Below are 22,618 nucleotides of genomic sequence, written 5' to 3'. Positions count from 1 at the left end.
CATCAAAGAAATCCGTGATAGCACATCGCATCATTTTTTGGTTTTTCAGTTACGCTACTAGTTTGCTTGAGGCACCAGATTCCACTTCCATTTGCAGATCAAAACCGAAGGTCCGCTTTGACAACTAAAACAATGTGTTCCCGCGCCTGCAGCAAATGACCGCTTTCCGCCGATTCTTTAGAAAAGCAACGTGTTCTGGAGCAGAAGTAACGGCACAGCCAACTCAGCCGCACTTGTTTTTGGGGCTAGTGGGATTTGGACAAACCAAACGCCTCTGGCGATCAGGGGTAAGACGCTGCCTTCCCCCTCGGGCAACCCTATTAGACAAAACCGGGTCTTCGGCTGCGCTTGCGGGCCGCACCACTGTTGTCGAATAGCATTGCGTCGCCCCCAAGCGTGTTCGCCACATGGCAGAGCAGCAGGAACAGGCGCCTCCGGCGTCTGATCTGCAAATCAGCCCTGGTTTTCTCGAAAGGAAGTCAGGATCAACTAAATCGGTCTGGGTTCTGGATGAAGGAAGCGACGCGAAAAAATGGCAAGGCTCTGTCGCTGCTGGCAGAACTATGTGTCGCCTTACAACAAGGAAATGTGGAACTTCACTGATCGTGGACTCAATCGACAACCAAAACCTCAACAAAGCGGTCGATCACGTCATTCAATTCTGACCCAAACGTCAAGCATTTCTGACCCACTACGAGTAACCGCCATTCATCGACGCTGCTGTTAGTGTCTCAAAAGAGTACAGTTTACCGTCCATCTTTCCGAATAGAATAACCGCTACTCCCGCTTTGAGGTTCCCGAAACCCAGAACTCGTTTCGCCTAGACCTGACCCGCTCGGACATAAAATCGACGAAGAGCCGGACACGCGTGGTGTTTCTAAGATCACGATGCAGCAATAGCCAAATGTTTCGGTACGGTATTGGCTTTTGGAAGGGCGCACGGATCAGATCGGGATGGCGGTCGCCAAGATTGCACGCAAGATAGGCCATGCCGAGACCGGACGCCGCCAATGTGATCAAAGGCACAAGTTCTGAAACACGATGCTTGAGCCGGGCTTTCGGATAGTAACTGTCTTTGATCCATTTGGCTGTAATGGCCTCTTCTGGCTCATGCCAACCGATGAAATGCAACCCCTCGCCGCCATTGTCGCAGACCCGTTCGGCGTAGTCTCGCGTGCAATAGGCTGCTTGAGACATCTGGACCAACTTTCGCCCGACCACATCGTCCGTCACCTCATCCGCGATACGCAGGGAGATGTCAGCCTCTCGTCGCATCAGGTCTCGGATGTCGTTGGTGAAGTTCAAGCTCAGGATGATGTCTGGGTAAAAATCTGCGAAGGCGGCAAAATCATCCATCAACGATGTCATTGCCAATCCATGGGGAAGAGTAACGTAGACCGTGCCCGAGGGTTGCGCATCTCTGCCAACAATGACGCGAGACGCAGCGGTCATTTCAGCTTCTACCCGTTCGGCGTGAGGCATCAGATCTTCGCCGAGCTGAGTCAGGGCGAGGCCGGTTTTTGAGCGATCAAACAACCGGCTGCCGACGCGTTCTTCCATGACTGAAATCCTGCGCGTCAGCGTGGTGTGGTTCACCTGAATACTGTCAGCTGCCCCCCGAAGAGTTCCGGTTCGGGCAACCGCCAGAAAGTACTTCAGATCGTCCCAGTTCAGGGAATGGCTTTCCTTGATCGACATACATCTTGTGTTTCATTTTTGAAGCACTGTGTCCAGAAATACCTATCTACAGATCATTTATTGGCCATCCTACCTTGGGCGCATCAATCGCAAACCCAAGGACCATACCCCATGAACCAAATACAATCTGTATTGATCACAGGCGCAAATGCCGGACTGGGCCGCGAGGCGGCCCGACAGCTTGCACTGCAAAAGGGCATATCCAAAGTTTATCTGGCTTGCCGCAACCCAACGAAGGCGGAAGCCGCAATTGCAGCGTTGGAACGTGAGACCAGGCGCAAAATCTTTGAAATCGTCCTGATGGACGTGACCGATCCGGCTTCGGTTCGCGCCGCTGTAGCCGAACTTTCCACCCCAATCGACGCCGTAATCCTGAATGCAGGCGGTACGGGTGGACGGCATCCGAACAGCCTCACCAGCGATGGCGTGACCAACATCTTCGCCACCAATGTTCTCGGCCACGTGGTGTTGGTAGACGCATTATTGGAGCGTCAGTTGGTAACGTCCACAATTCTGTATGCCGGATCCGAAGCCGCACGCGGCATTCCCAAAATGGGTATGCGCCGCCCGGACTTGTCCGATGGAACAGTCGACGAATTCAAATCAATCGCTGATGGCAGCAAGTTCGGCCCCAAGGGCGATCCGATGCAGACCTACGGCTACGCCAAGCTCACCGCGACCCTGTGGATGGGAGCGATGGCACGTCAGCACCCCCATATTCGCTTTGTCACAATGAGCCCGGGTGGTACCGCAGGTACCGCTGGCTTTGACGACCTGCCGTTTATAAAACGTATTGTCTTCAAACATATTGGCGGCGTTCTGATGCCCATATTCGGGATGATGCACGGCGTTGAGGCTGGGGCAAAACGGTATCTGGACGGTTTGCTGAACCCGGAATTCAAGACCGGCCACTTCTACGCCAGTCAAACCGGCTATCCCACCGGAGCAGTCGTGGATCAAGCTAGCATCGACGGGGCTCTGTCAGACGTCACCACTCAGGATAACGCGAACCAGGCACTACGTCAGTTCGCCTGAAGCAAAGGAGAAATGAAATGGAAACCATACTGAACATCTTGGTCATCCTTGCAACTCTTATGCTGTCTAGTCTCGGCCTCATGTCAATGTTTGCACCCCGGCGCATGATAGCCAACTTTGCTATCGAGCCGGTCGGCACCACTGGACTCAGCACGATCCGTTCGGTGATCGGCGGGCTGTTTCTGGCCTCAGTGGCTTTGCTGGTGATCGGTCTGACCACTGGGCAGACACTGGGATATGTGGCTGTTGCAATCCTGATGGCGGTTGTTGCTGTCGGACGTATTGTGGGAATTCTTGCGGATGGGTTTGACAAGGCAGTTCTGCCACCGTTGGTCGTTGAACTTGTGATCATCGCGGTTTTGCTGTCAGCCTACTACCAGCTCTCCTACTAATCGCCTTCGAAATAGATGGATGGTGGCGAGAGTGAAGTGGCCGCCGTCCAATCAGCCCATCATTATTCGCACCAGCTAGCATTCGAACAGTTTCCGCTTTGTCCCGTATAGCGACCGGATCAGATCACGGGACCGAATATTCCGGATATCCAAATCTGTCATTCGTGAGGGGCACAAAGAATGTCAGCGACGAGCCCTAAGAAATGAATGCCGTGAACTGCTCGAACTGATAGTTCGATTTGATATGCAACATTATTGTTGCATGATGAAGCATGAGCGTTCATTTTGATCCGCAACTAAGCATTCTTTTCAACGCCCTTGGCGACACCACGCGGTTGTTGATCCTTGAAGAGCTGAGAAAGCGTCACGACCAGACGCTTTTCGAACTTTGTGCTCGTTTGTTGGAAGAGCATTCAGTCACAATTTCCAGACAAGGCATAACTCGACATCTGAATACGCTTGAGCAGGCAGGTCTGATCACAACGACTTGGCGGGGGCGCACAAAAATTCACACCCTGGTGGCCGCGCCGATCGCGGGTGCGATCAATCCCTGGGTGGACCTATATTCCCAAGGAGACGCACTATGAAAATGTACATGAAGAGTATTTCTGTGGACGATCAATCTAAGGCTCTGGATTTTTACACCAACAAACTTGGGTTTGTTGTGAAGCACGATATTCCACCCGGCCAGCACCGCTGGTTAACACTGGTATCAGCGGAGGAAGCCGAAGGAGTGGAGTTAGGCTTAGAGCCGAATGTGCATCCGGCGAGCCGTGCCTATCAGGAAGCACTTGTGGCTGATGGCATTCCCGTTTCGGCATTCAGTGTTGACGACATTGACGCAGAGGTTGCCAAGCTCGAGGCGGCAGGGGTGGAATTTATTCAACCCCCAGTGAAGGCAGGTGGCGCGACAATGGCAGTGTTCTACGACACCTCTGGAAACCTTATTCAGCTAGTTGAGTTGCATGTCTGACCGTCAAGAATAGCAATCCCGTCAGTTAGACGACGTGGGTATGCAAGACATCGATGTCAGCTTTAGTGATGGAACACTGGGGCACGTCACACAACCCATCAACTCAGACCTCCCAGCTGAAACCAGTCGCCTTTTCGGATACGTTCCATAGCTGAACCATCACATCCTTCTCATATGCATGCGGGTTCAATGTACCCTTGCCGACCGGGCCAACAGCTTCTAAGCGGCCTGTTGGTCCGTAGAGTGCGCGTTGTTCGGTCAAAGTCTCTTCGATGGCGCACATGACTTCGGGATAGGACCCTTGCTCGGCTGTTTGAACCATAGGAGTCTTGGTCATCAGCCACCAGATGAACCGCATCGTCCGGCTGCCACTTGTGCTGATCAGTGACGTTGCCGAAGAGCCGGGATGGCAAACATAGACTTCGACCTCGGTGCGCCCTGCGGCGGCAAGCCTGTCCTGTAATTCATAAGCGAACATCATTTGCGCCAGCTTGCTTTGCGAGTAGGCGGTATTCGGCCCGTAACCCTCTTCCCAGTTCATGTCGTCGAACTTGATCGTCTTCAGGCCCATGTTGTAGCCAAGACTGGCGACAACAACGATCCGACCTTTCGAGGCTTCGATCCGCTCAAACAGTAGACCACAGAGCAGGAAGTGACCGTAATGGTTGGTACCGAGCTGACTCTCGAACCCATCCTCTGTCAGCTTGCGGGTTGGCACCTGCGCGATGGCAGCATTGCAGATGAGCGCATCAATCCGGGGAACAGAATTCAGAACTTCTTCCGCAGCTTCGCGTACGCTTGTCAGCGAGGCCAGATCCATGCGAATGAAGCTCACTTCCGCCTCGCTGCCGAACTCAGTTTTCAGGTCCTCAACAGCTGCCTGAGACTTCTCAACCGAGCGGTTCAACATTACGACCTTGGCGTTCTTTTTTAGGAGCGTCCGCGCGGCCTGGAACCCGGCACCGGCGTTGGCACCCGTGATGAGGTAGGTCTTGCCGGAGAGGTCGCCGAGGCGCTCAGGCATCCAGCCTTTGGGTCCAAAGGTGGTATCGGGCATCTTTTGTCTCCTAACTGCGTCAGCGCAGGGATCGAGTGAAGAGTGTGTTAACTTGGAAATGCATATAACTCTCACCAAAGCACAGAAACAGGCGAGATCATCGCGAATACTTGCCCGATTACATCAAGGTAGTTGCCAGCATCGATCTGGAGCCATTACATCTCTGTTATGAGCAAGGATCAGATTAAACAAATCATCGCTAACCGAACCGAAACAGACGGCCTGACCGAGACAGGCATCAAGGGCGTGCGGCTATTTCGCGCCACGCAATCAATCCCCTGTGTTCCAGCCGTTTACGAGCCCTGCATCGTGGCCATTGTGAGTGGTGTGAAGGAAGCCGTTCTGGGTGGCCGAAGATACGAATATGACAACAGTCAATACCTCTGCTGCCCAATGTCGATGCCGGTCAAGGCGGGGACGCCTTTGGCCTCGCATGACAACCCTCTCTACGGGGTTATGATCTCTCTTGAGCAACGCGCCATGGCCGAGTTGGCAATGGAGATGGAAAATGCCGGGGGCGTTCTGCCTTCGGTCAAAGGAGATCTGCGGGAGCCAGGAATTAGGTTTGCACGATGGGACGATGGATTCACTGAAGCTCTGCTGCGGCTACTGCAGCTCGGAAACAGCGAGACGGATACAGCAGTTCTTGGCGAGGCGCGATTACGTGAGGTGCTCTATGCGATCCTGAGGGGAGAAGCTGGCACCTTCGCCCGGCAGGCATTCGGTGCTGGCAACGCCATCGCACGTTCAATTGCGCATGTGTCGTCACACTTGGATGCGCCGGTCTCGATTGACGATATGGCAAGCCGAGCGGGCATGAGCCGGGCCGTCTTCCATCGTAAATTCAAGCAAGTCACGACGATGGCACCAATCCAATTCGTTAAGTCGATGCGCCTCAACAACGCCGCCATGAAGATCGCGGGCGGGATGCCTGTGAACGAAGCCGCAATGGACGTTGGTTACGTCAGCCCGTCCCAGTTCAGTCGCGAGTTCAGGCGCATGTATGGGCAATCGCCGAGGCAATGGGGTAACGCACAGAAACTTCCGGTCAGTGTTGCTCAACGCTGACTTTCGAAGGGAAGGCAGACGTTGGCGCAGCTTCGGCGAAAGCTTCATTCGTCCCGCGAGGAGGCAGCCTTTCGTACTTGTTCCACCGAACGGCCATCACTCAACCAGAGATCGCTCGACATAAAACCGCTTCAGCGATGTTCGCGGTTTGCCATGGCGCTGCAATTAATGCGCTGGTTGCAAAAAATCGGTCAAACTGGCAACTCTGCTGGTTTCAGCGCCAAGCTTTATCGCAACTAACTTCATGGAGTCGCCTGGCGCTCTTTTTCTGGCCAGAATTCATCCACCACGACATATGCGATAATTACAAAGAAAGCGGCGCTGGCGACTTGCAATACACGAGTGATGCTCTTGACGTCAGCTTCGTCTGAAAACGGCGCAACCGAACCGCCATATACAATCAGAGCTGTTGTAATAGCGGAACCGGCGGCGGCGGCGAGCGGGACTTTTGACTTTCCAAGTGCTCCGAGTGTTAGGCAAAAGAAAAAACACAGCAGAATGGGGGTTAGAATAACCGGAGCTATTACGTTTATTTCATAGCATATGATGGAGACTGCCGCCCCAAGTAGATTTGCCGTCAGCATTGCTTTTGCAACTGCTTTGCCTGCAGCAGGCATTGCCGCAAGTTGCTGGCTCAGCAGGGCGACAAAAAACAGAACCAACAAAGCAGAAGCGCCGGAAATAAAGAACGCCATAGCAAAGGGCACTGTGACAAGAGACATCCTGACTATTCGGCGATGTGAGTCGAAGTCCGGCGATGCTGCAGCTTTCTTTTGAGGTGCCGTTTGAGGTGCAGCGGGTATCAACACGAACATCAGCGTCGATACGAAGCCAGCAAACAGCAGGTTCAACGGGATCCAATACACAAGCACCAAAGCCAGATCCTGTGATTGCAGCACCAAATTCGGAATCATCAACGCCCCCATGAGAGCGATGACACCCGGCAATACTCCGGCACCGGAAACTGACCAAATGAAAGACAGGATTATTCCAATGGCCACCAGAATGAGAAACACAAGAGGATAAGGTGAGAAGATTGACGACAAAAGGAATGAAATGAACATCAATCCAATCGAGAAGACAAACAGCTTACCAAATGCTGCCAAAGGTAGTGCTGCAGGTGCTTGAAGGAAAAGGGCAGTAAACACCGCCCCAACAACGGCAAGGGGCCATCCAAGAAATAGGCCCAATGCAAAGACACCCGTAACACCCAGCGCAAGCCGGGTGACAGAGCTTTGATCCTCAGTACGCATAGGAGAAGATTGAAACTACGCGGATGTAGGCGCGGCCCACGAGGTTCAGCAACGAGTTGTCGCTTAGATACATGATCACATCGGCCTGCCCGTTCAGTTGAAAGCGAAGATCGTCTTCGGCACTTCCAGCTTCATAGCCGGGTAAAACAATCCTGACCGGAAACCTTTCAGGCTCCCGCAAAAATCCCTTGGTGCTTGGCGGGCTCGCCAATTGCCCCGGCTCATCACCGCCACTCAAAGAAACAGCAGCACTAAAGCTCTCAATGACGCCCGGAACAATCTTACCTGGATGCATATCCAACACCACATCAACCGGAGACCCTATTGAAGCTCTTCCCAGATTGTTTTCGGTAAAATACGCCTCGATCCAGACGTCGGTTGCATCCAGAAACGTCAAAAGATCCTGGCCGGATCGCGCATACGTTCCGGGGGCAATCAGCAGATTAGAAATGACACCTGTCGCCGGAGCACGCAGTTCGGTCCATTCAAGGTTCAGTTCCGCATCCGCCAAGGCCGCCAGTGCGCGCTGGATTTTCGGGTTTTCAATCCCATCGTCACCAAGCCTTTGCTTCGCTTTTTCCAGATCAGCTTTTGCGTTCTCAAAGTTTGCCTCAGATTCTGCCAGTTGTCCTCGTGCATCATCGGCCTTTGAGACGGCAATCAAACCTTTCTTTTCGAGCGCAAATACACGTTCCGTCTGAATGCGCATCGTATCCAGATCGCTCTGCGCCCTTGCGAGTTTGGCTTGTGCCGCACTTACCTCTGCCGAAGACGCACCCACTTCTTGGGTCGCCGCTTCAAGATCAGCTTCCGCCTTTGAACGCTCGATTTCGTAGGGTCTGGAATCTATTCGAACCAGAACATCACCTGCCGAAACGACTTGGCCGTTTTCTACCAAAACTTCCGTTACCGTTCCGGTTACCTGAGGCACGATTTGGGTGGCCACAGCTTTTACTCTGGCGTTCCCGGTAAATGGCGTTTTTCGATCAGCGACCAAGTACCAAACAAGAAAAAACAGAATGACAGCGAGGGTTGTCCATATTGTCTTTCTCATTTCAACGCACCTTCAGCAGCGTCATCGGCTTCGGGCGATGCATCAATCCAAACCTTGAACAGCTCATAGAAGACAGCAAAGAGAACCGGCCCCATAAAAACGCCGATCAACCCGTACGCCATCATACCTCCGAGAACACCGATGAGGATGACCAACATGGGAGTCTCAAGGCCTTTTGAGATGAACACAGGTCTTAGGAAACTGTCCATTATCATGACTGGAACGGCCAGTATGGTGAAGATCAAAGCAGTTCCGCCAGACATGGAGCTCCATGCGTAGATAATTACCGGTATAAGAACCAATCCGGGCCCGATTTGGATAATTGAGAGTATGAGGCAGACAAATGCCAGTGTGGCGGCCGAAGAAATCCCGAACAAAGCCAGCAGTATCCAAACGAAAACAGCCTGAATGGCTGCTACGCCAATCACGCCTTTTGTAACGTTCCGGATCGTTGCACCTGCCAGTGTCACGAATTCACCGCCGCGTGGTGCAAAGACACGATTGGCAAAGCGCTGAAGACCCTGGACCAAATTTGGCCCCGGGCTGAACAATGCCCCCATAATCAACACGGACAGAGCTAAGCCAAGAAGCCCGATACCAATGCCCAGCACCTTTCCGAAGAGCGATTTGGTTATCTCAAGGATTTGCGCGCCGTATTTTGCAAGCGCGCCGTCAAGATTGCGCTCAAACATTCCCCAGACATCGGAGATTTTATTTCCAACCAACGGCAATTCCTTGAGGCCCTCGGGCGCAGGGGGGATTTTCAATTCACCCTTGTCTGCTTGTTCCGCGAATTCAGACCCTAGTTCTGCAGCACCAGACACCGCAGTTGCGACTGGCCCCAGGGTCAGAACAAGGCCCAACAGAACGATAATTGTTGTGGCAAGCTTCTTACGTCCTCCCAGCTTGGATTGCAGCCAATCAAATGCCGGGTAGAGCGCGACGCAGAGTATCGTTGCCCAGATAACCACACTTGCAAGCGGAGCCACCATGACCAGGGCGCTGTAGAGGAATAATCCGAGAAAGAGCAATCGTATCGCGAGGTCGACAATCTTCGCGTCCTGGGTCTTTTCCATTCCATCCCTCCACTATCTGTTTTCCAAACAATACACTCAAAAAACGTAATATGTATATTTTTTGAGTTTTCGGCGATCATCTATCAGTTTGAAGGTACGAGTGAATCCGAGGCACGGTTTCAGATGCGCGGTCGCACTGATACCTGCGCATGAACTCAAACTGCCTCAATTGGGGATAATCTATTTGTCCGTTTTTTCGTCGTCTTGGGACAAGATTGTATCTGCCACTGTGGTCGCCGCAGTCACGAAAACACCCAAGCCTACAATGATATATACCATTGTGAAGATTTTCCCCGCCGCAGTTTCAGGTGAGAAGTCACCGAACCCTACGGTCGAAATTGTCACTACGGAAAAGTAGATCGAGTCTAGCCAACTCCAACCTTCGACAAAGTGGTAGAAGACCGAGGCCCATAAAATCATTCCGACTGTGAAGGCAAGAAGGCCTTTCACTCTACCGTCCTTGAAAGCGACGCCTATCCCACGTGTTATTCTAGTTAGCGAATTCATTGTGTCCCCGTCGTTTGAAGAATTCACATATAGCAGTAATTAGATGGATGTGGGAAATTGAAGTATTTTATCCGCGTCTAGTTTAATTGGGGCGTCCAGGCGCAGTAGTCAAAGCTATTGCAATGTGCCCGTTTATGAATCGTTAAACGCGTTTCAAGCCAGCTTTTTTGAAACTGGGTCGGCAGCACATCCTAAATTTGGTCCTTTAACCGTTTCTTGGCCGCCCGACCAATTCCGCCAGAGAAGTCGGCTAAATGGTCAAGGTCATTTAGGGTTCAGCAAAATAAGAAGCCACATATTCCATTAACATGATGCTTTAATGGTCTAGTCTGCCCAAGAAAGGAATCAGAACCTTAGGAGAAAAGCGTGCGGTTCATCACAAGAGGTGTAATGGTTTGTTGCGCTGTCGCGTTCGTCGCGGTTGTTGTGGCATGGCTTTTCCTGTCCTCTGCGTTGTTTTCTTCTGTCAGAACCACTTTTGTTGAAAACCTGATCTCGAAGAAACTTGGTCAGGACGTGTTAATAGAAGATGAAGTGCGTCTAGGCCTTGGTCGGAAACTGCAGGTATCCGCAGCGGGATTGGTACTACCCGGCGCGATCAAGACCAAAGCGAATCTGGCGGCAATCGACAAACTTGAGTTCAATATTTCTGCCCGCGACCTTTGGAACAGCAAATTGTCGCTGAGTGAGCTTTCTATCTCGGGTGTTCACCTCAACTTGATCACGGACAAAGACGGTGTCGGAAACTGGCAGTCCGCTTCCCAAACGGGCGCTAAAGCCGGGGATCCGGCCAAACCTGCAAACCTGTCTGTGGCTGGAATTCTAACGGACCAAAAAATTGACCTGACCGATGTTGCCGTTCTTTACCAGAACGATCTAAACGGGCTTGTGCTGGATCTGCAGCTTCCTGAGCTGTTTTTAAAGCGTGATACGGAAACCGACGTTGCGACCGCGGTTGGGGCTGGTTCACTAAATGGAGAGAAGTTTGATCTGAACGCGAGCATTCCCGCGGACGACCCGTTTCAGGTCGCAGTGAACTTCGAACAGATTGCGATTGCCGCCGAAGAAGTCCCTGAAGAGAACGGGCTACAAGTGAATACGACCATAGAGGTTGCCGAACTTGGTCAGCTTCTTGATATCCTGAAACTCAATCGCGTTCTGGAGGGTTCAGGAAGCATTGGTGCAACATTCAAATCAGTCGACGGCGTAGCCCGGATTGATGACCTGGCTGTATTGACTGAATTGGATGGTGGGCAAAGCCTTTCGCTGACGGGACAAATCGGAGAGTTGGGAAACCCAGAAGACGTATCCCTGACAACCCGCATTCGGTTGTACCCTGAAGATGCTGAACCCGCCCCAGCCGCGTCGCGGTATGATCTAAAACTAATAGCAGTTGACATGGTTATCGATAGCGTACCCGGGCAGGTCCCGCAGCGGCAAATGGTCATTGAAACCAACGGGTTCACATTGGATACCTCTGGTGAAGGGCCGCCCCCGATTAAGTTTTCCGAGCTTTCCAGAACACCCGAAGGCGCCTTGAGTGTTGGAAACATCAATTTGAGAATTGGGAACCCTGCTGATCCATTTATCATTTTGGACGGTTCGGTCGAAGACGCGTTGCAATTACAAGGCATATCGGCCGACGGGTTAATGGATATACCCGCAAGCAGCTTGATCTCATCAGAGCTTCTGGGACCGGATGATCAACTTGGTCGATTTTCTGGTAACTTTCATTTGAACGGCGACATCAATCAGCTTTCGCTGACAAATTTGGATGGCCAGACAAGCGAAACGGAACTTTGGAACCTTGAGGTGCATGGCTCTGTCAAAAATGTGCTCAAATTCGAGAACCTGGACTTGGCAATTCAAGTAGAAGTCCCCTCCGGAGCGGACCTGTTAGAAGCCCTATCGCTTGAACGGGTGGAAACTGGACAGGCTATCTTTGAAATTGGCCTTGCCAGCGAAGGAACCGATTGGGATGCGAATGCCAAAGTCAAGGTTGCCGACTCTGTCCTGCAAATTATGGCCGATCTTGATGATGCAACGAGTGATCCTGTACTGCAGGGTTCCATAGAGAGTGACTTGATAAAGATAGATCAGATCCGAACCATCGTTCAGGCCGCTGCACAATTGAGGAAAATTGGCGGTCCAGAGCCCGACGAGGAAGACGTCATTGAGGAATCCGGCGACACTAGTCCTCTAAGAGACGTAACACTTAAACCTATTGGGCGTTCAATTCTCTTGTCCGGTATGGATATGGATGTCGACGTTGATCTTCGGCACATAGAGGGCGCCAAAGGCATCAGCAGTTTGCAGAGTGAACTGACGCTCAACGAAAATGAACTCAAGGCCGGACCTTTGAATTTTGAATACGGAGGTGCTCATTTCGATGTCAGCGGACAAATGGATCTATCGAACGACGCGCATCTGCTCACGCTGACCGGCACAGCAGGCGGCTGGCAGCTGGATGAAATTCTTCACAACCTGAACTTCAAAAAGGGCGCAAGCGGTACCATCTATGCAGATTTTTCGGTGACCGGCGGAACCGATTCACCTAAGCATTTTGCCAACAGCATGAACGGCAATGCCACGGTCTCAATGCGTGACGGCTCGATCGAGACCCAGCTTTTGGATCTGGCAGGGCTAGGGATACTACCTTGGGTGTTTACCAAAGAGAAACAAAAGGTTGCTCCGATCATATGTTTGCGTGCACCGATTAGTATTTCGAATGGAAATATTTCGACGAAACAAACCACATTGGAGACAGATCATGTCCAAGTCGTCGTCTTTGGCGGTGTTAATGTAGCGGGCAAGGTTTTGGACCTAAACCTGCAGCCCCGCAAGATTGGCGAACCGCTTTCGAAGAGTCCCTGGCCCGTGACCTTGAAGGGCCCACTAGCAAAGCCGAAGATCAAGGTAAAAGACGGTCCCAAGCGACTGAAACGATCGGATGGTGCGGACAAAATGCCGGCAAAAAGAAAACTTTGCGTTCCGGATATTTTACAACTGCAGTAGTGGCGAAGGCAGTCGACAAAAGAACACAAATAAAGTTCAAAAGCTTAGTTAAGCGTGACCGACACATAGTTCTGCCACCAGTGACAAAACTTTGCCATTTTCGCCTCACTTCTTTCATCTGGTATCCAATTCAACTTCATCTTTTGGGATTACTTCGGGCGGAATGCGGAAATTCGCAGCAGGTGAGAGGGATATCCGGCGAACTTAAGTAGCAAGCATTCAGGCTTAGGTGACTGTGCAGGCTATACTCTGACGAGTCGACCACTCAACCAGAGAACGCCTCACATAACTCCCACAGGACGCTCGTGTTTCGACGTTTTTAGTAAACAACCAATGGTTTTGTACCCCGCCAATGAAGGCTTCTTTTAGCGATGATGTCTTTTTTTTCCCAAGCCTTGTAGCCAAGCGTTCCTTTCGACCTATCTGATCATGGAAGATAGATTACTGGAGCTTAAAATGAATCGGCACCGGTAGACTGAGGGTTACGACGAAGCGATTAAAACACAATGCGCGCTTCGCCGTACACTGTAGTTACTTCAGATAAGTGTTGAGCCAATCAATGGTGCGGTACCAGGCTAGGTTTGCCATTTCCTCGTCATAACGAGGCGTGCTGTCGTTATGAAAACCATGGTTGGCATTATCGTAGATGTAGGCTTGGTAAACCTTTTCGTTGGATTGCAGGGCGGCTTCAAAATCCGGCCAACCTGCGTTGCTGCGCTCATCAAGCTCTCCCATCTGAATCTGCAACGGTGCCTGAATTTTGGCCACATCCTCAACTGCTGGCTGGCGACCATAGAATGGCACGCCCGCCGCCAATTTTGGGGAGGCCACGGCAATTGCGCTGACCACACCACTGCCATAGAAGAAACCCACAACTCATCCCGCCCTGGCTCTGAAACTTCACTAAGCCTTTGATAAAAAATGACACTTTGATCACTGGCGTAGATGCGGGCTGTCGCAGAAAGTTGAGCCGCATCCAACTCAAGTTGGTCATTCAAATAGACAAAAAAGTCTAGTTTTTCCGCATCATTCAGGGTGTGGTAGCGCTCAAGGATCGTAGACGCGAGCGTGAAACCTGATACTTCACCTTCGGCAGACAATAGCGCTTCACATAGTTCGGCAATGGACCGTTTGTCATCTTTGCCACGCCTATTTCAGTACGCTCCAGAAATTGGTTCAATAGATCACCCAGAAACCAATTCCGCTGCATTTCAGGGCTCCATCTGACTACTCAGGTATTCGCCTGTTCGACGATAGTGATCAACTAGGTGCCGAGTTGCGCTGTCCGCGTCGTGATTTAGTGCGGCGTCCAAGATTTGCTGATGCTCAGCGGCAATGTCCCGCTTCTTGTAGCTCGAACCGCCAGCCGCCAGATAGCGATAGCGAATGTTCAGGTCGTATAGCTGCGAGCAATACCGTAGCAGCAATGGCAGTTTTGCATTTTCCAACAAGGCCATATGAAACGCTTTGTGGGCGTCTTCGAAGTCAGGCGCGCCTTTTTGACTGGCCTTTTTCATATGATGGTGACGCAAGACTAGCCTGTCCTCCCAAGCTCCGTCTGCATTGACGATGGAAGCGCGCAGCGCTGTTTCCTCGAGGTTGCATCGCAACAGGAGTATTTCTTCGAAGTTACACTTGCTGACTGGTGCTGCCCGAAATCCGCGCTGATCAATCCGCTCGACCAACATGTCCGAAGTCAAAAGGCTAAGCGCTTCGCGAACCGGACTAGCGCCGGTGTCCAAAAGCCCCCGAAGCTGCTCGATCTTGAGTTTTTGTCCCGGAGGTAATTCTCCGGTCAAGATCATGTCGCGGAGCCTTCGATACGCGCCATGCGTGGCTGATGTCTCTTTACCCTCAGTATCAAGCATGGCGTCCATATCCGACCGTTCCTTTGTTCGAGGCAAAACTTTTGATTGCTCTTAACTGAGGGCACTCGTTCCAGTCGATAGGCCAACTGAAAGGCTCAGCGAGCCTTCGTTGATCATCCAGCGCCGAAGTTCAAATTCGCGCGCACCGCTTTGGTGCATCGGATCGTCCTCGGCCAGTTTTCGGGCAGCCTCAAGACTGTCAGCACGATAGATAATCAGGCCCATTCCTTGCATGTGCTCACCAGTCTCATCCGACATTGGCCCTGCAAAAGCCAGCTGTCCCGCGCGTTCAAGCTGTGCCTGATAGGCCAGGTGGTCAGGTAGCGACGCCTTTACATCTTCGGGTTTTTTGGCAGGAGTGCTGAGTACTACGTAGAGTTCCAAAGCAAGTGCACCACGGCTTTTTGCTTCTGATTTGTAGTTCGCCCAGGCAACCATTTGCGTCCTCCAAAAATATCGATATTATTTGACATATTGCAAAATAGTCGGCAAAAATCAAGTGAACTGACATGGATGGTGAAAATGAAATACCTGGTGGGAGAGACTTTGGATGGCACAGCGGTTTTTGCTGTAAACGGTGAAAACGCAGTGAATCTAACGGCTTTGAACCCTGTCGTCGGTTCGGATTTGATGGGTTTGATAGCCAAGCCTGAACTGGCCGACTCACTTGCCCCCAAAATTGACGCGGCAGACAGTGTGCCCGTGTCTTCCATCACCCCGGCATTGCCCGTTGCCGCTCCCGGAACGATCATTTGCATGGGGTTGAACTACACGGACCACATCAAGGAAGGCGGGTATGATATCCCGGAGTATCCGACGCTGTTTATGCGTGGGAAGAATTCGATCATGGCGGCAGGGCAACCTATGGTGCGGCCTACCTGTTCCGAGAAACTCGACTACGAAGCCGAGCTTATGCTGATCGTTGGAAAACGCGGCCGTCATATCTCGGAAGAGGACGCATTGGATTATGTCTTCGGCTACACCGTGTTTAACGACGGGTCGCTGCGGGATTATCAGCGTAAAACCGTTCAATGGACGCCCGGCAAAAACTTCGATGACACAGGCGCGATCGGCCCTTTCACTGTAACGCCGGAAGACTTGCCGGAAGGAGCATCCGGCCTGAAAATCGAAAGCCGCGTGGGGGACGAAATCCTGCAAAGCTCGAACACCGCCAACATGATCTGGGGGGTCCCTCAGGTCATCGCCACGATCTCGGAATATACCACGCTCGAACCCGGTGATCTGATTGCGTTGGGTACGCCGCCGGGTGTTGGTCACGCCAAAAAGCCCAATCCACGTTGGTTGAAGCCGGGTGAAACCGTCGAGGTCGAAATTGAGGGCATCGGCATATGCGCCAGCCCCGTCATTGACGAAAAGGACGCCGAGACTAAGGTGGCCGCAGCATGAGCGCACCAACAGGGGCAGAGCTGGAGGCACTTCGCGCAAAGGCGCAGCAAGATCATCGCGATCTGCGCGAGCGCATTCCACGTCTTTCAGACGACGCAATTGCTCTGATCCTCCGCGAATCCAGATCTCATTACGCCTGGACCGACAAGGCTGTTTCTAACGAATTGCTTGAAGAAATCTACGACATCACGATCAACGGCGCGACCAGCATGAACACGCTGCCCGCCCGCTTCGTCTTCGTTAAAAGTGCGGAAGGTAAACAGCGCCTAGCCAAGTCGTTAAAGCCGAAGAACGTGCCAAAGATGATGGATGCGCCGGTCACCGCGATCATTGCCTATGACATGGACTTCTGGAAGGAATTACCTTTTCTTTTCCCGCACGAAGATCGACGGCCACTTTTCGAAAACAATCCCGAATATGTAGCCGATACAGCGTTTCGCAATGGAACGCTTCAGGGCGCTTACTTCATGATCGCCGCGCGTGCGGTTGGGTTGGACGTCGGCGCCATGTCTGGCTTTTCAAACAAGATCGTCGACGAGGAATTCTTCGCGGGCACAACGCTCAAGTCGAACTTTCTTTGCAATCTGGGCTACGCAGACGAAACAGGATTGTTTCACAAGTTGCCTCGCTTCTCATTCGAAAAGGTTTGCTCTTATGCATGAGGAGGTGACGCTGTGGCGATGAAAGTCAAACCTGTCGTAACCTACCGTACGACAGCTCAATGCCCGACTCATGCGCGGACTGAGATACCAATTCGCGATCTTGATGTTGTTGTCGATGAACCCGTCGAACGCGGCGGGACAAATCTTGGTCCGTCTCCGACCGAAACCGCAATGGCAGCCCTGATCGCCTGTACGAATGTCATCGGGCACAAGAACGCACATCGGTTGGGAGTTGACCTGGGCACTGTGACAATCGACGCGAAATGCAGGCTGGACCGGCGCGGTGTCCTGATGGAAGAGGAGATCGATGTTCCGTTTCCCGAAATCGAACTCACTGTGAAGTGCGATACGCCCGCCAGTCAGGAGGATCTGACACGCGTGGGCGAGGAGACAGCCAAGTATTGCGCCATCGCAAAACTGTTTCAAGCGGCAGGCACGGACCTGACCGTCAACTGGGTCAAAACCAACCAATAAAAATCGACAGGACCCGACTTTCTGGGAGGAGAGAAATGAAAAACTGGACTAAACGCAGCCTAATGGGATTTGCTCTGGCAGGCACCATGGCGTTGCCTCTTGCAGCAGAAGAGACCATTTCCGCCGTCGTGATTGATGGCTATCCCGATCGGGCCTTGTGGGTGAAAGAATTCACCAATTTCTTCATTCCAGAAGTGGATAAGCGGCTGGCCGACTCCGGCAACTACAAGATGAACTGGCAAGAGAACTATGGCGGTTCGATCGTAAAGCCGAAGGGCGTGCTGGAAGGGATCCAGCTTGGCCTTGGCGACATCGGCATTGTCACAACTATCTTCCATTCGTCCAAGTTGCCCAGTCAGGGGATATCGGGGTCGACCCCCTTCGTGTCATCGGACTCTCGCGCTGTAGCGAAAGCCGTGGATGAGATCGCGCGCGAATACCCAGCGATGCAAAATGAGTTCGCTGCGCAGAACCAAGTCTATCTGGCGACCGGTGTAGTACTCGATACGTATCAGGTTTTTTGTACAGAGCCGGTCTCGGCTGTTTCTGATCTGGAAGGCCGAAAAGTGGCAGGGGCGGGACTGAACCTCCGATATCTCGAAGGTATCAAAGATGCAGCGGGGGTTCGTGGTGGCCTGACCGATTTCTACAATATGCTGCAAACCGGCCTTGTTGATTGTGCGATGCTGTGGCCTGAAGCAGCCAAGACCTTCAAGATCGCCGAAGTAGCTCCTTACATGCTCAAAGCTGACTTGGGTGCCGTGAACTCCAAGACGATCACAGTGAATTCTGACTATTGGGCAAAGTTGCCGGATGAAGTCAAAGGCGTTCTGCAGGCCGTCGCAATTGACTACCGTGATCATGTGGCTGGCATCGCTATGGACCGGGCTGCGGCCTCAAGGGACGCATACACCGAAGCCGGCGGGACGATTGTCGAAGTTTCGGACGAAGACCGAGCGGCCTGGGCCAACGCAATGCCAAATGTAGCACAGGAATGGGCAGCCACACTGAATGAGAACGGTGAACAAGGCGACGCGATACTGGCCGCTTATCTCGGCAAGCTGCAGGACGCCGGTTTTACCGGAGTGCGTGACTGGACGGCCGAGTAACAGTCTGGCGATCCACGAAAGGGGCCTTTCATGCTGAAGACCGCAGTTGCTGGCTTGTCGCGGGTCGCCAATTCGCTTGCTATCGCCGCCAACGCATTGGGTACGCTTGTCGTCCTTGCGTTGGTGGTCATTCTAAATGTCGACGTCATTGCGCGCGGTCTGTTTTCGGCACCTCTGCGTGGCACCTATGAAATGGTGCAGTTTTCGGTCGTGATGATCGTTTTTTTGCAGCTGGCCGACGTAGTCAGAGTGGATCGGCTGACGCGCTCGGACGGGTTTCTGAACCTGCTACACCACCGCCGTCCTGGGCTAACGGCCAACCTGAGGCGCATTATCAATGCCATCTCCGCAATCTTCATGGGTCTGATTGCTTATGTAACCTTTCCCGAGTTCATGCATATGTGGGAGACACAGGACTACTTCGGAGTTCCGGGTCTTTTCACTCTGCCATGGTGGCCGGTCAAACTGGTCATCGCGTGCGGTACTGCGCTTGCCTGCGTGATCTTCCTTCTCAAGGTTGTCACGGCGCAGGACCGCCCGCATCTAATTCGTGCACCTGAACATGACGAGGCCGCAGAATGACGCCGATTGAGATTGGCCTGATCTCGGTCATAGCCATCGTCTTTCTGATTTACGCAGGCGTTTACATTCCCATCGCATTGGGCGTGGTCTCGTTCGTGTCGATCTGGCTGATGCGGGACAATTTCACGCTTGCGCTCAACCTGCTGAAAGTGGCGGTCGGCGACAGCGCGATGGAATACAGCTTTGCAACAATCCCATTGTTTACTTTCATGGGGCTCATTGTCTCAAAAGCCGGGTTGGGCAGGGAAATCTACGAAGTCATGACCATGCGATTTCGCAAGGTCAAAGGCGGTATCGGTATGGCAACCGTTGGAGCCAACGCCGTCTTTGCCGCAGTGACTGGGTCGTCAATAGCCTCCGCATCCGTGTTCACCAAGGTCTCGGTCCCGCAGATGATGGCGCAGGCTTATAACCCACGCTTTGCTGTTGGCGTGGTCGCCGGGTCTTCGGTTTTGGGGATGATCATCCCGCCCTCGGCGATGCTGATCATCTATTCCTTTGTCGCCGAGCAATCTGTAGGGGACATGTTCCTTGCGGGGGTTATTCCGGGGATCATGCTGGCGATCGCTTATGTAGGCGCGATTTGGGTTATGGGTCGTTTCACCCCTGCATTCGTCGGTGGCCGCGTTGTCGAAGACACCGAGTGGATGTCAGGGCGCGAGATAGCTTCCAAAACACTGCCGACACTTTTCATCATTACCATCGTCCTTGGTGGTATCTACACAGGTTGGTTGACTGCCGTAGAAGCAGGGGCCGCCGGAGCTCTCGTTGCGCTAATCATCGCGGTTGCCCGCAAGTCGATGTCTCCACGCGCATTCTGGGACGCGTTGCTGGAAACCGGTCACATCACAGCGGCGATCCTGTTCCTGATCACGGCCGCTTCAATCTACAGCCGCATGCTGGGACTGGCCGGGCTACCCAATCAACTGCAGGATCTGCTTGCGGGGAATTCCGCATCTTTCTGGTCGATCATGCTGCTCTATGTTCTGTTGATGCTATTTCTGGGAACATTGCTCGACACCGCGTCGATCATTCTGATTGTAGTACCGCTGTTCTTACCCATGGCCGAAGCGCTTGATATGTCGCTGATCTGGTTTGGCATTATCACCGTGGTCGGGGCTGAAATCGGTCTTTTGACACCACCTTTGGGTATATCCTGCTTCGTTATCAAATCCACGATTAACGATGACCGCATATCACTTAAGGACGTGTTCATGGGCGCGCTTCCCTTTGCGTTCGTGATGCTGATCGTTCTGTTCATTCTGATCGAGTTCCCGATCCTCAGCCTTGCCCTGATTTAAGGAGGACAAGATGCGCTCTGTCACCAAAGACAATATCACCGACGTCTTCATGGGGTACCTGTCCAAAGATACTGATCCACGGATGCGTGAAATCATGGGCTCCCTGGTCAAACACCTCCACGACTTTGCGCGGGAAACCAACCTGACGCATGACGAATGGCGGGCCGGGATTGCGTTTCTGGAAGGCTGCGCTGCGGTGGAAACCGAGGATAGGCATGAATTCGTGCTAGCCTCGGACGTGTTGGGCCTGTCGTCATTGGTTGATATGCTGCATTCCAGTGCCGATGCGACCAGTTCGTCCGTTTTAGGTCCATTTCACGTCTCGGGCGCCCCCCCGCTGCCAATCGGTGGCGATATGAAGCGTCACTACGGCGGGCCGGTTCTACTTGCAGAGGGCGTGATCCGCGATACCGAAGGTAACCCTATTGCCGGGGCAGAACTGGATATCTGGCAAACGGCACCCAACGGCCTCTACGCCAGTCAGGATGAAGAACAGGACACCTATTCTTTCCACGGGCTGATGTCAGTTGGCGATGATGGCAGATATGCGTTCACCACAGTTAAACCAGTTGAATACACCGTGCCGTCTGACGGGCCAGTCGGTGATATTCTGCGCGCTTGTGGTCGCCATCCATGGAGGCCCTCACACTTGCACTTTATCGTCAAAGCCCCCGGGTATCGCTCACTCGTGACGGAGATTTTTCCGGACAATGATCCCTATTTAGATCAGGATACTGTCTTTGGCGTTCGGGACGATCTGGTAATGACATATGTTGAACGACCTGCATCAGAATTTCCCGATGGAATGGAGCTTTCTGGTAAGATTGCCGAACCTTTCTTGCACGTGAATTTCGACGTGACGCTTGCCAGGGTCTGAATGATATTGAGGAGGCTTGAGGTGCTGAAACATATCTCCATTTTAAGTGCAGCGTTATTTTGCAGTACCGCCGTCGCAGAACAGCGACCGATCTTTGACGCACATATTCACTACAGCCACGATGCCGTCAAACTGGTTCCGCCTGAACAGGTGGCCGAAATCCTTCGAGATGCAGGCGTGCGTAAAGCGCTGATTTCCAGCTCGGATGATAATGGCACTCAGCTATTGTTGGCCGTGGCACCGGACATCGTTGTTCCGGCGCTTCGCCCTTATCGTCGTCGCGGTGAGATCAACACCTGGATGCACGATGAAACTGTAATCGAGTATCTGGAAACAAACCTGGCAAAAAACAACTACGAGGCCATCGGCGAGTTTCACGCTTACGGAGATGACATCAAGACGCCGGTCATCCAGCGTATGATTGCACTGGCGAAAGAGCGGAACCTAATCCTGCACCACCATGGTGATCGCGAGGCCGTTGACTTAATCTTCGAAACATGGCCGGAAGCTCGGGTATTGTGGGCCCATTCTGGGTTTGACGATCCAGCCAGTGTGGTCGATGCGCTAGACATCTATCCCGGGCTATGGGCCGATCTGGCATTTCGTTCGGACATGGTTTCGCGAGGCCGTGTCGACCCGGATTGGAGGGCTGCGTTCCAAGCCCATCCCGATAGGTTCATGGTCGGTACGGATACGTTCGCACCTGAACGTTGGTACTACGTAGGCCCTCATGCCGATTTTTCGCGTGAATGGTTGGATTTGCTGTCGGACCAGATCGCAGACAACATTGCCTATGCTAACGCAGAACGTTTGCTGGCATCAGAATGACCCACTGCGCTGCTTGGTTTCTTATATGGTCCAGCGCGGCGGTTGCTTGTGAAGCGACGGGGCAACGCATGAATTCGGAAGTTCAAAACGCACCCAAGGTTTATCTGGCGGTCGACGAAATTCCGTTGGCCCAACCGTTTTCGGTGTTGGTTTCAGTTTGTAGTGAAACTGCTGTGGGCCAAATGCGTGTGGATGCAATCATGCCTGCTCATCAACATGGTATGAACTATACTCCCAAGGTTACTGCATTGGACGGCGGAGTGTTCCGAATTGATGATATGTTGTTTCACATGCCGGGTTTGTGGGAGCTGCAAATCGATGTCGACGTCAGTGGCCAATCGGTGTTCTACACGTCAGAAATTGCGCTGAAATGAAGCTGCGG

General features: G+C 52.6%; 24 protein-coding genes. 15 read left to right on the top strand and 9 right to left on the bottom strand.

The features are described from left to right. Window positions 1–777: 777 nt before the first annotated feature. A complete protein-coding gene (locus ACR0NM_RS16370; protein WP_480615715.1) occupies window positions 778–1,698 on the bottom strand; it encodes a LysR family transcriptional regulator in 921 nt (306 codons plus the stop codon). 111 nt (window positions 1,699–1,809) lie between these two features. Here ACR0NM_RS16370 and ACR0NM_RS16365 point away from each other — a divergent pair, with 111 nt between their 5' ends. The 4 genes from ACR0NM_RS16365 to ACR0NM_RS16350 all read left to right on the top strand — a co-directional run bounded on the left by ACR0NM_RS16365 (window position 1,810) and on the right by ACR0NM_RS16350 (window position 4,098). Next, complete coding sequence (locus ACR0NM_RS16365; protein WP_480615713.1) at window positions 1,810–2,733, top strand: SDR family NAD(P)-dependent oxidoreductase; 924 nt, start codon at window positions 1,810–1,812, stop codon at window positions 2,731–2,733. A gap of 17 nt (window positions 2,734–2,750) precedes the next feature. After that, entirely contained in the window at window positions 2,751–3,125 is a 375-nt protein-coding gene (locus ACR0NM_RS16360) for a DUF4345 family protein (RefSeq protein ID WP_170392813.1), read from the top strand. Window positions 3,126–3,397: 272 nt separating this feature from the next. Beyond that, entirely contained in the window at window positions 3,398–3,712 is a 315-nt protein-coding gene (locus tag ACR0NM_RS16355; RefSeq protein WP_170567335.1) for a winged helix-turn-helix domain-containing protein, read from the top strand. After that, window positions 3,709–4,098 carry a VOC family protein gene (locus ACR0NM_RS16350; protein WP_480615711.1) on the top strand — a complete coding sequence of 130 codons (390 nt, stop codon included), beginning with the start codon at window positions 3,709–3,711 and terminating at the stop codon, window positions 4,096–4,098. Before ACR0NM_RS16355 ends, ACR0NM_RS16350 begins: the two co-directional genes overlap by 4 nt. Before the next feature lie 103 nt (window positions 4,099–4,201). Here ACR0NM_RS16350 and ACR0NM_RS16345 read toward each other — a convergent pair whose 3' ends face one another. Next, a complete protein-coding gene (locus tag ACR0NM_RS16345) occupies window positions 4,202–5,155 on the bottom strand; it encodes an SDR family oxidoreductase (RefSeq protein ID WP_170625003.1) in 954 nt (317 codons plus the stop codon). Between the two features lie 168 nt (window positions 5,156–5,323). Between ACR0NM_RS16345 and ACR0NM_RS16340 the strand changes: the two genes are divergently transcribed. Next, window positions 5,324–6,223, top strand: coding sequence for an AraC family transcriptional regulator (locus ACR0NM_RS16340; RefSeq protein WP_480615709.1), 900 nt, complete (start codon window positions 5,324–5,326; stop codon window positions 6,221–6,223). A 242-nt stretch (window positions 6,224–6,465) separates the two neighbouring features. Here ACR0NM_RS16340 and ACR0NM_RS16335 read toward each other — a convergent pair whose 3' ends face one another. The 4 genes from ACR0NM_RS16335 to ACR0NM_RS16320 all read right to left on the bottom strand — a co-directional run bounded on the left by ACR0NM_RS16335 (window position 6,466) and on the right by ACR0NM_RS16320 (window position 10,056). Further along, on the bottom strand, window positions 6,466–7,476 hold the full coding sequence (locus ACR0NM_RS16335) for a DUF2955 domain-containing protein (RefSeq protein ID WP_170424669.1): 1,011 nt from the start codon (window positions 7,474–7,476) through the stop codon (window positions 6,466–6,468). Then, complete coding sequence (locus ACR0NM_RS16330; protein WP_170392807.1) at window positions 7,466–8,422, bottom strand: HlyD family secretion protein; 957 nt, start codon at window positions 8,420–8,422, stop codon at window positions 7,466–7,468. The genes ACR0NM_RS16335 and ACR0NM_RS16330 overlap by 11 nt, the downstream gene beginning before the upstream one ends. Before the next feature lie 104 nt (window positions 8,423–8,526). Next, window positions 8,527–9,606, bottom strand: coding sequence for an AI-2E family transporter (locus tag ACR0NM_RS16325; protein WP_170511664.1), 1,080 nt, complete (start codon window positions 9,604–9,606; stop codon window positions 8,527–8,529). A 180-nt stretch (window positions 9,607–9,786) separates the two neighbouring features. After that, window positions 9,787–10,056, bottom strand: a complete 270-nt coding sequence (locus tag ACR0NM_RS16320) for a potassium channel family protein (RefSeq protein ID WP_480439390.1) — start codon at window positions 10,054–10,056, stop codon at window positions 9,787–9,789. Window positions 10,057–10,479: 423 nt separating this feature from the next. Here ACR0NM_RS16320 and ACR0NM_RS16315 point away from each other — a divergent pair, with 423 nt between their 5' ends. Then, on the top strand, window positions 10,480–13,128 hold the full coding sequence (locus tag ACR0NM_RS16315; RefSeq protein WP_480615707.1) for an AsmA family protein: 2,649 nt from the start codon (window positions 10,480–10,482) through the stop codon (window positions 13,126–13,128). Between the two features lie 531 nt (window positions 13,129–13,659). Here ACR0NM_RS16315 and ACR0NM_RS16310 read toward each other — a convergent pair. The 3 genes from ACR0NM_RS16310 to ACR0NM_RS16300 all read right to left on the bottom strand — a co-directional run bounded on the left by ACR0NM_RS16310 (window position 13,660) and on the right by ACR0NM_RS16300 (window position 15,434). Next, the gene (locus ACR0NM_RS16310) at window positions 13,660–14,001 is read right to left on the bottom strand and encodes a dienelactone hydrolase family protein (protein ID WP_370644314.1); all 342 of its coding nucleotides are present in this window, start codon (window positions 13,999–14,001) and stop codon (window positions 13,660–13,662) included. 338 nt (window positions 14,002–14,339) lie between these two features. Then, complete coding sequence (locus ACR0NM_RS16305) at window positions 14,340–14,996, bottom strand: GntR family transcriptional regulator (protein WP_480615705.1); 657 nt, start codon at window positions 14,994–14,996, stop codon at window positions 14,340–14,342. A gap of 51 nt (window positions 14,997–15,047) precedes the next feature. Beyond that, entirely contained in the window at window positions 15,048–15,434 is a 387-nt protein-coding gene (locus tag ACR0NM_RS16300; RefSeq protein WP_480615703.1) for a YciI family protein, read from the bottom strand. A gap of 84 nt (window positions 15,435–15,518) precedes the next feature. Between ACR0NM_RS16300 and ACR0NM_RS16295 the strand changes: the two genes are divergently transcribed. From ACR0NM_RS16295 to ACR0NM_RS16255, 9 genes are all read left to right on the top strand, one after another. After that, window positions 15,519–16,403: a fumarylacetoacetate hydrolase family protein gene (locus tag ACR0NM_RS16295; RefSeq protein ID WP_170392801.1), complete on the top strand. Its 885-nt coding sequence runs from the start codon at window positions 15,519–15,521 to the stop codon at window positions 16,401–16,403. Further along, on the top strand, window positions 16,400–17,065 hold the full coding sequence (locus ACR0NM_RS16290; protein WP_170565465.1) for a malonic semialdehyde reductase: 666 nt from the start codon (window positions 16,400–16,402) through the stop codon (window positions 17,063–17,065). The genes ACR0NM_RS16295 and ACR0NM_RS16290 overlap by 4 nt, the downstream gene beginning before the upstream one ends. A gap of 18 nt (window positions 17,066–17,083) precedes the next feature. Continuing rightward, window positions 17,084–17,539 (top strand): OsmC family protein, encoded by a 456-nt coding sequence (locus ACR0NM_RS16285; RefSeq protein WP_170597805.1) that lies wholly within the window; start codon window positions 17,084–17,086, stop codon window positions 17,537–17,539. 35 nt (window positions 17,540–17,574) lie between these two features. After that, entirely contained in the window at window positions 17,575–18,648 is a 1,074-nt protein-coding gene (locus ACR0NM_RS16280) for a C4-dicarboxylate TRAP transporter substrate-binding protein (protein WP_170392798.1), read from the top strand. Between the two features lie 30 nt (window positions 18,649–18,678). Then, window positions 18,679–19,230 carry a TRAP transporter small permease subunit gene (locus tag ACR0NM_RS16275; RefSeq protein WP_480615701.1) on the top strand — a complete coding sequence of 184 codons (552 nt, stop codon included), beginning with the start codon at window positions 18,679–18,681 and terminating at the stop codon, window positions 19,228–19,230. Next, complete coding sequence (locus ACR0NM_RS16270; RefSeq protein WP_480615699.1) at window positions 19,227–20,531, top strand: TRAP transporter large permease; 1,305 nt, start codon at window positions 19,227–19,229, stop codon at window positions 20,529–20,531. The genes ACR0NM_RS16275 and ACR0NM_RS16270 overlap by 4 nt, the downstream gene beginning before the upstream one ends. A gap of 10 nt (window positions 20,532–20,541) precedes the next feature. Beyond that, complete coding sequence (locus tag ACR0NM_RS16265; protein ID WP_170392795.1) at window positions 20,542–21,408, top strand: dioxygenase family protein; 867 nt, start codon at window positions 20,542–20,544, stop codon at window positions 21,406–21,408. A 21-nt stretch (window positions 21,409–21,429) separates the two neighbouring features. Next, a complete protein-coding gene (locus ACR0NM_RS16260) occupies window positions 21,430–22,236 on the top strand; it encodes an amidohydrolase family protein (RefSeq protein WP_480615697.1) in 807 nt (268 codons plus the stop codon). Between the two features lie 68 nt (window positions 22,237–22,304). Continuing rightward, window positions 22,305–22,610, top strand: a complete 306-nt coding sequence (locus ACR0NM_RS16255) for a hypothetical protein (RefSeq protein WP_170733678.1) — start codon at window positions 22,305–22,307, stop codon at window positions 22,608–22,610. The last annotated feature ends 8 nt before the right edge of the window (window positions 22,611–22,618 follow it).

It is taken from the genome of Ruegeria sp. AF2, assembly GCF_056542025.1.
The sequence above is the reverse complement of the archived record's forward strand: the minus strand, read 5'-3'. Positions and strand labels throughout refer to the sequence as shown.